We start from the raw sequence: 8,432 nt of genomic DNA on the forward strand, positions 1-8,432 counted from the left end.
CCCCCGTTCGGAGCCAAGCCCCGCCGGCAGCTTCTCGAGCCCCGAAGCCCCCCACTTCCCGAGCCCCCGACTTCCCGAGCTCCCGACTTCCCGAGCTCCCGACTTCCCGAGCCCCCCCGCAGCTTTATCGGGTGACCCGACAACACTGAGCTTCACCCGACATCGCTTGTCGGGTGAAGCTCAGTGTTCCGGGGTGACCCGATAAAGCTCGCGGCAGGCTTCCGGGGTGACCCGATAAAGCTAGCGAGGGGTTCAGGGGGTGGTGCTCAGGCCCCGATCGGGTGGCAGACCGCCAGCGGGGTGGTGCACAGGCCCCGATCGGGTGGCAGACCGCCAACGGGGTGGTGCACAGGCCCCGATCGGGTGGCAGACCGCCAACGGGGTGGTGCTCAGGCCCCGATCGGGTGGCAGATGGCCAGGCGGCACGGGAGCCGGGGGCGAGTGTGGTGGGTGAGGACCGGGGAGGGCGGCTACCCGTGGTGACGGCAAGCTAAGGCTACCCTTACTATCATCCTATGAATGATGCAGCGAGTCGGGTCGTCGTCGTGACCGGTGCCGCCTCGGGCATCGGACGAGCCGTCGCGCTACGGCTCGCGACGGACGCGGACACGCTTGTCCTCCTCGATCGGGACGGGGCGGGCCTCGCGGAGACCGCCGAGAGGGCGGAGCGTGCGGGTGCCTCCGGGACCCTCCCGTATGCCGTCGACGTGTCCGACGGGGCATCGGTGGACGAGGCCCTCGGCGCCGCCGTCGACACGGTGGGTCCCTTCGACGGACTCGTCAGCGCCGCCGGCACTCTCGAGCCGGGCACGCTCGAGGAGGTCACCGAGGACGCGTGGCAGCGTCACCTCGCGGTCAACGCGACCGGCGTCTTCCACCTGCTGCGCACCGGCGCACCACGGATCCGCGACGGCGGGGCGGTCGTCGTCGTCAGCTCGAACGCCGCGCGCGTCGCGCGGGCCGGCATGCTCGCGTATGCCGCGTCCAAGGCGGCCGCCTCGGCCCTCACCCGCTGCGCCGGGCTGGAGCTCGCGGCCCGCGGGATCCGGTGCAACGTCGTCGAGCCCGGGTCGACAGACACGCCGATGCTCCGCGCCCTGTGGCCCGACCCCGCGATCGGCGCCGAGACGGCCATCGAGGGGGACCCGCAGAGCCATCGGCTCGGCATCCCCCTGCGCCGGCTCGCGGCGCCCGAGGACGTCGCCGACGTCGTCCGGTTCCTCCTCACCGACGCCTCCCGGCACGTCACGCTCCAGCAGCTGTTCGTCGACGGAGGTGCATCCCTGTGACCGACCTGATCTCCGAGACGCGGCGGGTCGACACCTCGAACGCCACGGTGCTCTTCTCCGGCGACGACACCGCCGCCGGAGACATCGCGGAGACGATCATCGGCACCGGTCCGCGCTGGGCCGAGCACGTCGTCGGTCTCCTCGCCCCCGGCGAGCGCGCGGTCTGCGTCCTGCCCTTCGCCCCGGACGCCCCCGCGGTCGCGCACCGGGTCACCTCGGCCGCCCGCGTGGAGAGGCACCGCGATGCGGCGGGCCGGGCCGCCGCGGCGGCGGACGCGACGACCGGCACACGGCACCGGATCGTCGAGCGTCCCTCGCGCGCGGCATACGCCGACCGGATCCGGATCGCCCTGGACCACATCGCATCGGGACGGTTGGAGAAGGTCGTCCTCGGTCGTGGGCTCGACGTCGTGAGCCGACCGCCGCTCGACCGGTCGGTGCTCATGGCGCGGTTGCTCGCCACGGCTGCGGGCCGCTACGTCTTCGGCGTGCCGCTCGGCGCCGACCCCACGGGTCCCATCGTCCTCGGCGCGAGCCCCGAGCTTCTCGTCCGCCGGCGGGGCCGAACGGTCTCGAGCCTGCCGCTCGCGGGATCGGTGCCGCGCGTGGCCGATCCCGACGAGGACCGGCGCAGGACCGCCGCACTCCAGGGCTCCACGAAGGACCTGGCGGAGCACGCCTACGTCGTCGATGCCGTGACGGAGGTCCTCGCGCCGCTGTGCACGGACCTCGACCATGATCGTCGTCCGCGCCTGGTCTCCACCGAGGTCATCCACCACCTCGGCACCTCCGTCCGCGGCACCCTCTCCGAGGCCGGGCGTCGGCTCACGGCGCTCCAGCTCGCGATGCGGCTCCACCCCACACCGGCCGTCGGCGGGGTGCCGACCCCCACGGCCCTCGACGTCATCGCCGGCCTCGAGGAGGACCGCGGGCCGCTCACCGGCGCCATCGGCTGGGTGGACGACACAGGGGACGGTGAGTTCGCCGTGACGATCCGCGCCGGGGTGCTCGACGGCGACCGGCTGCGGCTCCACGCGGGCGCGGGCATCGTCGCCGGATCCGACCCCGACGCCGAGATCCGGGAGACCGAGGCGAAGCTCGCGACGATGCGGGCGGTGGTGGGGCTGTGAGGAGCCGGGCACCGCTGGCCGAGGTCCGCAGCTGGCCCGAGGGCATCCGGCGGCGCTACCGCTCCCTCGGGCTCTGGACCACCGAGACCTTCGCGGGCTTCATCGAGGATCGCACCGCACGGTTCGCCGACCGGCTCGCCGCCGTCGGAACGGACTCCCTTGGAGCGCAACACCATTGGACGTATGCGGAGCTGGCGCGGCGCGCTCGCGGGGCGGCTGTGCGGTTCCAGGAGATCGGAGTGGCTCCCGGCGATCGCGTCGTCGTCGCCCTCCCGAACGTCGTGGAGTACCTCGAGGCCGTGCTCGGCCTCTTCCGCCTCGGAGCGCTCCCCGTCTTCGCCCTCCCGACGCACCGGGAAGCCGAGCTGACGCAGTTCTGCACGCTCGCGGACGCGGCGGCGATCGTCGTCGCGCGCGATCCCGGGGACGCCGATCAGACCGCCCTCCTCCACACGGTCGCCGACCGTGTCGCGGCGCACGGCGTCCTGCCGCCGCTCGTCGTCGACGTATCCGACTGGTCGAGGGGCCCCGGCTCGGTGAGCCCTGCCGGTCTGCCCCTGCCCGCCCACGACGCCGAGGACGTCGCCTTCCTCCAGGTGTCCGGCGGCACGACGGGGGTCCCGAAGCTCATCCCCCGCACCCACGCCGACTACCTGTACTCGGTGCGCGAGAGCGCGCGGATCTGCGGCCTCGACACGTCGACGGTACAGCTCGTCGTCCTCCCCGCCGCCCACAACTTCGCGATGAGCTCACCGGGGATCCTCGGTGTCCTCCATGCGGGTGGCACAGTCGTCCTCGCCCGAGATCCCAGTCCGCGCACGGCATTCCGGCTCATCGAGGCCGAGGGCGTGACCCACACGGCCCTCGTCCCGCCGCTCGCGCAGGCCTGGGTGTCCGCCGCGCGGCGCCGAGCCCCCGACCTCGGCTCCCTCGGCGTCGTCCAGGTGGGCGGTGCACGACTCGCCGACTCCGTCGCGCCGCAGCTCGAGGAGGTCCTCGGGGTCCGCCTCCAACAGGTCTTCGGGATGGCCGAGGGGCTCGTCAACTACACGCGCGCCGACGACCCGGTGCACCTCGTCCACACGACCCAGGGGCGGCCCATCTCGGCCGAGGACGAGATCCGCGTCGTCGACGCCGACGACCGCGACGTCGCCGACGGCGAGGAGGGCGCGCTGCTCACCCGCGGCCCGTACACGATCCGCGGGTACTACCGGGACCCCCGGGCCGACGCCGACTGCTTCACGGCCGACGGCTACTACCGCACGGGCGACCGGGTCCGCCGCCTGCCGAGCGGCCACCTCGTCGTCACCGGACGCGACAAGGACCAGATCAACCGGGCCGGGGAGAAGGTCGCCGTCGACGAGCTCGAGAGCGTCGCGGTGGCGCACGCCGACGTCCTCGACGCCGTCGCGGTCGGCGTCCCCGACGACTACCTCGGGGAGCGCATCGTCCTCGTCGTCCGCACCGAGCCCGGGCGGCCGCGCCCGGCGAACCTCCTCGACCACCTGCGCGCGAGCGGGCTCGCGACGTTCAAGATCCCCGACGAGGTCGTCCATCTCGACGAGCTCCCCGTCACCGCCGTCGGCAAGAACAGCCGACGCGACCTGCGCCGGCTGCTGTCCGCACACCTCGCCGCGGACCGCGGCGACCCAAGCCGTTCCGCGGTGACCGCCGCGACCCCTTCCTCCTGACCCGCCTCACCCAGGGATGACACCATGCCTCTGCCCCATCTCATCGACTACCCGGCGCCGCTGACCGACCTCCCGGAGAGCCAGGCGACCTGGTCGCTCGAGCCGGAGCGCGCCGCGGTCCTCGTCCACGACCTCCAGCGGTACTTCCTGCGCCCGTTCGCGCCGGGATCCCCGGTCGTCGAGGCGATGCTCACGCATACCGCCGCGATCCTCCGGGCCGCCCGCTCGGCGGGCATACCCGTCCTCTACACGGCACAGGACGGCGACCAGGACCCGGCCGAGCGCGGGCTCCAGGGCGACCTCTGGGGGCGGGGGATGCGGGCCGACCCGGAGCACACCGCGATCGTCGACGAGGTCGCGCCGACCGGCTCCGACACGGTCCTTCCGAAACACCGCTACAGCGCCTTCGCGCGCAGCGACCTCGCCGACCGCCTGGGCCGGGCCGGGCGCGGTCAGCTCGTCATCACGGGGGTGTACGCGCACATCGGCATCCTCGCGACCGTCTTCGACGCCTTCCAGCGCGAGGTCCAGCCCTTCGTCGTCGCCGACGCGGTCGCCGACTTCGGGGCCGCGGAGCACCGACGCGCCCTGTGCCAGGTCGCCTCGTGCTGCGGGGTCGTGACGACGACGGACGACGTGCTCGCGCGGTTCGGCCGGCCGGCGGACGTGGACGGCGTCGACGAGACCGACCCGTGGGATGCCCGGATCCGGGCCGCCCTCGGCGGGCTGCTCGCCGGCGACGCCATCGAGGAGCTGTTCGCCCGCCCGGACGCCGACGCCTTCGAGCTCGGCCTCGACTCGCTCCGAGCGTTCGAGTTCCTCGACCTCCTCGCCGACGAGGGCCTCGACGTCGACTTCGGCGAGTTCACCCGGACGCCCACGCTCGACTGGCTGCGGCGCCAGGCCCGGTCCGTTGGCGTCTGAGGACGCCGTGGCGGACCCGGTCGGGGCCGAGTGGCTCCCGCTCACGCCGGCCCAGCAGGGCCTCTTCTTCGCCCACCAGCTCGACCCCGGCAACCCCGCCTACACGACGGCGGAGGTCGTCGAGCTCGAGGGGCCGGTCGACGCAGCGCGGCTCGACCGGGCGACCGTCGCGGCATACGAGGAGTTCGAGCAGCTCCGGGCGACCTTCGCCCTCACCCCCGACGGTCCCCGTCAGCGTGTCCACCCGACCGCGGGGGCGGCCCGGGTGCTCACGGTCGTCGACGTCCCGGACGCCGCCTCCGCTGCGGCATGGCTCGACACGGAGCTGGCGCGCCCCCTCGACATCACGGGGGGCGAGGTCACCCGGACCGGCCTGCTGCGCAGCACCGACGACGGCTGCCTGTGGTGGTGGCACGCGGCCCACCACGTCGTCCTCGACGGGTACGGCGCCGTCCAGCTGCTGCGCCGGATCGCCGAGCGGTATGCGGACGCCCCGCCGAGCGATCCCGTCCCGCTCCGCGACCTCGTCGCCGAGAACCTCCGTCACCCGGAGTCGGAGGCCTTCTGGGACGCCCGGATGCGGGGAATGTCGGGACCGGTCTCCCTCGCGGGGCGCCTCGCGACCCCGGCCGGGCGGGCTCGGCGGCGGGTATGCGACCTCGACGCGGAGTTCCAGTCGGCGCTCGACCGCGGGGCGCGCCGCCTCGGGACGACGTGGGCCGACCTCGTCACGGCCGCGGCCGGCAGCTACGTCGCCCGCTTCCTCGGCGTCCCCTCCGCCCGGATCGGCCTGCCCCTCATGAACCGCATGCTCCCCGGTGTCGGGCGGCTGCTCGCCGCGCGCACGGTGTGCACCGCGATGAACGTGCTGCCCGCGGCGATCCCGGCGACCGGAACCGTCGGCGAGACGCTCGCCGCCACCCGCGCGGAGCAGCGGGAGCTGAGGACGCACCCCTTCGAGCGCCAGGAGTGGCTCGCCCGGCGACTCCACCGGCACGGCGGCGTCGACCTCTTCGGGACGCAGGTCAACATCGTCCCCTTCGACATCGAGCTCGCCCTCGGGGACGCGACCGGCGTCGTGCGCAACCTCACGGCGGGGCCGGTCGAGGACCTGACCCTCACCCTGCGCGGCAGCCCGGGACGCGGTCGCCGGGCCCGGCTCGAGCTGGACGGCCATCCCGACCTCTACGACGACGCCACCCTCGACCTCCACCTCGCGCGGCTGCGCCACTGGCTGTCGGTGTGGGCCGGGGCCGACCCCGACGAGCCCGTGGGCCGCCTGCCGCTGCTGCCGGCGACGGAGCGGGAGCTCGTCACCCGTGGCTTCAACGAGACCCGCGTGCAGCGGTCGTCCGCGACGCTCGGCCGGCGGTTCCTCGACCAGGCCCTCCGCACCCCGGATGCCGCCGCCCTGCGGTTCGGGGGAACGACGCGGACGTATGCGGAGCTGCTCGCTCGCGCTCGCACAATCGCCACCGGGTTGCGGGACAAGGGGATCGGGCCAGGCGACGCCGTCGGGGTCCAGCTCGAGCGCGGGATCGGGCTCTACGAGACGATCCATGCCGTGGCGCTCCTCGGTGCGGCGTACCTGCCCCTCGACCCCGACCTTCCGGACGCGCGCATCGCCGCGATGGTCGAGGACGCCGGCGCAGTGTTCGTCGTCACCGACCCGGAGCTCCTCGCCGCGGGCGGAACCGCGCCGGACGCCCTGCTCGACGGGGGCGGCGACGTCGACGCGCCGGCATACATCCTGTTCACCTCCGGCTCCACGGGGCGGCCCAAGGGCGTCGTCGTGAGTCACCGGGCGATCGACAACCGGCTCGCCTGGATGCAGCACCACCTCGCCCTCCGCGAGGGGGAGGTCGTCCTCCACAAGACGCCCATCTCCTTCGACGTGTCGGTGTGGGAGCTCTACTGGCCGCTCCAGGTCGGCGGCTGCGTCGCCGTCGCGGAGCCGGGCGCGCACCGCGACCCCCGCGCCCTCGCGACCCAGCTCGTCGAGGACGACGTGGCGGTCGTCCACTTCGTCCCGTCGATGCTGCGTGCCTTCCTCACCGACCCCACCGCCTGCGCGACGATGGGACGCGTGCATCGCCTCCGCAGCGTCGTGACGAGCGGTGAGGCGCTGACCCCGGAGCTCGTCGCCGGCTCGCAGCAGGTATTCGGCGTCCTCCCGACCAACCTCTACGGACCGACGGAGGCCGCGGTCGACGTCACCGCGTGGGACTGCACGCCCGCCGACGGCCGCGAGGGCCACAGCGTGCCCATCGGCCGTCCGGTGTGGAACACCTCGTGCCTCGTCCTCGGGCCCGACGGGGAGCCGGTCCCGATCGGCGCGGCGGGCGAGCTGTGGCTCGGCGGCGTCCAGCTCGCCGAGGGGTACGCCGGCCGGCCGGACCTCACGGCCGACCGCTTCGTCGGCTCCGCCTGGGGCCGCCTCTACCGCACCGGCGACCTCGCCGCCTGGCGACCGGACGGAGCCATCCGTTACCTCGGCCGCACGGACGACCAGGTGAAGATCCGCGGGCAGCGGATCGAGCTCGGTGAGGTCGAGGCGGTGCTCGCGGGCGTCGGCGGGGTCCGGGGCGTGTGCGCCGGCGTCGTCGACGGGCGGCTCGTCGTGTGGTTCGTCCCTCCCTCCCCGACCGGGGACGGCGCGTCCGTGGCGGGCCCCGGTCCCGACGTCGTCGGCGACGCGAAGGCCGCGCTCGTCGCCGCCGCCCGCTCGTCCCTGCCCGCATCGTGGCTGCCGAGCCACTGGGTCGCCGTCCCGTCGATCCCCGTCGGATCGAGTGGGAAGGCCGACCGCCGGCGGCTGTCCGAGACCGCGGTCCCCTCGCCCGAGGCCGGTCCGGACGAAGCACTCCCCCGAGGCCTGCTCCAGCAGCGGATCGCCGGGCACCTGGCCGACATCCTCGGAGCCGACGCCGTCCCCGCCGACGCGGACTTCTTCACGCTGGGCGGTGACTCGCTGTCGGCCCTGCGGCTCGTCGCCCGTCTCGAGGAGGACTTCGGCCGGGCCGAGGAGCCGACCGGGTCGACGGCTGCCGGGGACGGGCCGACGGGCCTGCCGCCGGGGTTCGGGCTCGCCGACGTCTTCGCCCACCCGACGGCCGAGGGGCTGGCCGCCGTCGTCGCCGATGGCCGCTCGGAGGGTGCCGGCGACTTCGCGGAGGTCCTCACCCTCCGAGCCGGAAGCGGTCGGGACCGTGCTCGTCGAGCCGGCCGCCACGGTCGGCCCACCGGCCTGGCCCCCCTCGTCGTCCTCCCACCGGCCGGCGGTCTGGGCTGGTGCTACACGGGCCTGCTCGCGGACCTCTCACCCGACCTGCCGGTCCACACGATCCAGGCGCCCGGCATCGGCGTCGGGAGGCCCGAGCCGGTCGCCGACCTCGCCG

General features: G+C 74.5%; 5 protein-coding genes. All 5 read left to right on the top strand.

Annotated features, from left to right (window positions below; all coding sequences use genetic code 11):
* Positions 1-515: 515 nt before the first annotated feature.
* Entirely contained in the window at positions 516-1,289 is a 774-nt protein-coding gene (locus tag BN12_RS14160; protein ID WP_048553416.1) for an SDR family oxidoreductase, read from the top strand.
* Entirely contained in the window at positions 1,286-2,419 is a 1,134-nt protein-coding gene (locus BN12_RS14165; RefSeq protein WP_053080041.1) for an isochorismate synthase, read from the top strand. Before BN12_RS14160 ends, BN12_RS14165 begins: the two co-directional genes overlap by 4 nt.
* The gene (locus tag BN12_RS14170; RefSeq protein ID WP_048553418.1) at positions 2,416-4,110 is read left to right on the top strand and encodes a (2,3-dihydroxybenzoyl)adenylate synthase; all 1,695 of its coding nucleotides are present in this window, start codon (positions 2,416-2,418) and stop codon (positions 4,108-4,110) included. The genes BN12_RS14165 and BN12_RS14170 overlap by 4 nt, the downstream gene beginning before the upstream one ends.
* 24 nt (positions 4,111-4,134) lie before the next feature.
* Positions 4,135-5,034: an isochorismatase family protein gene (locus BN12_RS14175; RefSeq protein ID WP_083454653.1), complete on the top strand. Its 900-nt coding sequence runs from the start codon at positions 4,135-4,137 to the stop codon at positions 5,032-5,034.
* Positions 5,035-5,041: 7 nt separating this feature from the next.
* Positions 5,042-8,432 (top strand): non-ribosomal peptide synthetase (locus tag BN12_RS14180; protein ID WP_048553419.1); only part of this gene is annotated, 3,391 nt, incomplete at its 3' end.

The sequence above is a fragment of the Nostocoides japonicum T1-X7 genome, assembly GCF_001046855.1.
GTDB classification, from domain to species: Bacteria; Actinomycetota; Actinomycetes; order Actinomycetales; family Dermatophilaceae; genus Nostocoides; species Nostocoides japonicum.